This window comes from Micromonospora sp. NPDC023633 (genome assembly GCF_040640035.1).
Taxonomy (GTDB): Bacteria; Actinomycetota; Actinomycetes; order Mycobacteriales; family Micromonosporaceae; genus Micromonospora.
The window spans coordinates 1-1,299 of sequence record NZ_JBFABB010000283.1; the positions used below are offsets into that span (position 1 = coordinate 1).

Here is a 1,299-nt window from a genome sequence, read left to right on the forward strand (position 1 = left end):
GGCGGTTTCTAGGGGTCGTCGCAACACGTGGTTTGTTGATCAGGCCGCGAGTAGTTTATGCAGGCGCTCGGCTGGGGTTTCCCAGCCGAGCGTTTTGCGTGGGCGGCGGTTGAGTTGGTCGGCGACGGCGGCCAGATGCTCGGGGTCGTAGGCGGACAGGTTGGTTCCTTTGGGGAAGTACTGTCGCAGCAGCCCGTTGGTGTTTTCGTTGGAGCCGCGCTGCCAGGGGCTGGCCGGATCGCAGAAGTAGACCGGGATGTCGGTGGCGAGGGTGAACTCGCCGTGCCGGGCCATCTCGCTGCCCTGGTCCCAGGTCAGGGACCGCATCAGCTGGGCGGGCAGGGTCTGGACAGTGGATGTCAAGGCGTCGAGTACGGCTTCGGCGCCGTGGTCGCCTGGCAGGTGTAGCAGCATCACGTAGCGGGTCGCGCGTTCGACCAGGGTGCCGATCGCCGACTTTCCGTCCTTGCCGATGATCAGGTCGCCCTCCCAGTGGCCGGGGACGGCCCGGTCCGCGGCCTCAGCCGGGCGTTCACTGATCATGACCATCGGGGTGGTGAAGCGGGGCTGGCGACGATTGGCCTGCCGCTGGGGCCTGCGGCGGGCGCGACCGGAGCGCAGGGCGCCGGCGAGTTCGCGCCGCAACTGGCCTCGACCCTGGACGTAGAGCGCCTGGTAGACGGTCTCGTGGACCACATGCATCTCCGGCCGGTCGGGAAACTTCTGCCGTAGAGCGTGGCAGATCTGCTCCGGACTCCACTTCTCGTCCAGCATCGCCTGGATGGCGTCGCGCAACTCCGGGCTCTGCAGGATCTTGCGGGGCTTGGGGCGGGGCCGGCGGGCATCGGCGCGGGCCTGGGCCGCGTGAGGGCGGTAGGCACCGCTTTCGGGGTGCCGGTTGCGCCTAATCTCGCGGCTGATCGTGGACGGACTGCGGCCCAGCTCCGCGGCGATCGCTCGCACGGCCGCCTTCTCCCGCAGCCGGTCAGCGATGTGAATCCGCTCGTCCTCACGCAGGTACCGGGACGGACCGGAAGGCGGCACCACCATACGCATCGGTGGTACCGCCCTCTGGTTCCTCTCCCCGGAACGACCGTTACGCCACTTACGGCCCGTCCGGCAGTCAACGCCAACGATCCGGCACACCTCAGTGTTGCTGTAGCCCTGCTGCACGAGCCGGGAGTATGCCTCCCGCTCCCGTGACAACTTTCTAGCTCCCTGCGGCGTCCGGTCCTCTCGGATCTCGAAGTCCATCGCACCCCTTGAGCTGGGGTGTTGCAACGACTCCTAGAACCCAAG

General features: G+C 67.7%; 1 protein-coding gene. It reads right to left on the minus strand.

Annotated features, from left to right (window positions below; genetic code table 11):
- Positions 1-39 precede the first annotated feature (39 nt).
- On the minus strand, positions 40-1,056 hold the full coding sequence (locus AB0G13_RS34740; protein WP_357883953.1) for an IS30 family transposase: 1,017 nt from the start codon (positions 1,054-1,056) through the stop codon (positions 40-42).
- Between the last annotated feature and the right edge of the window lie 243 nt (positions 1,057-1,299).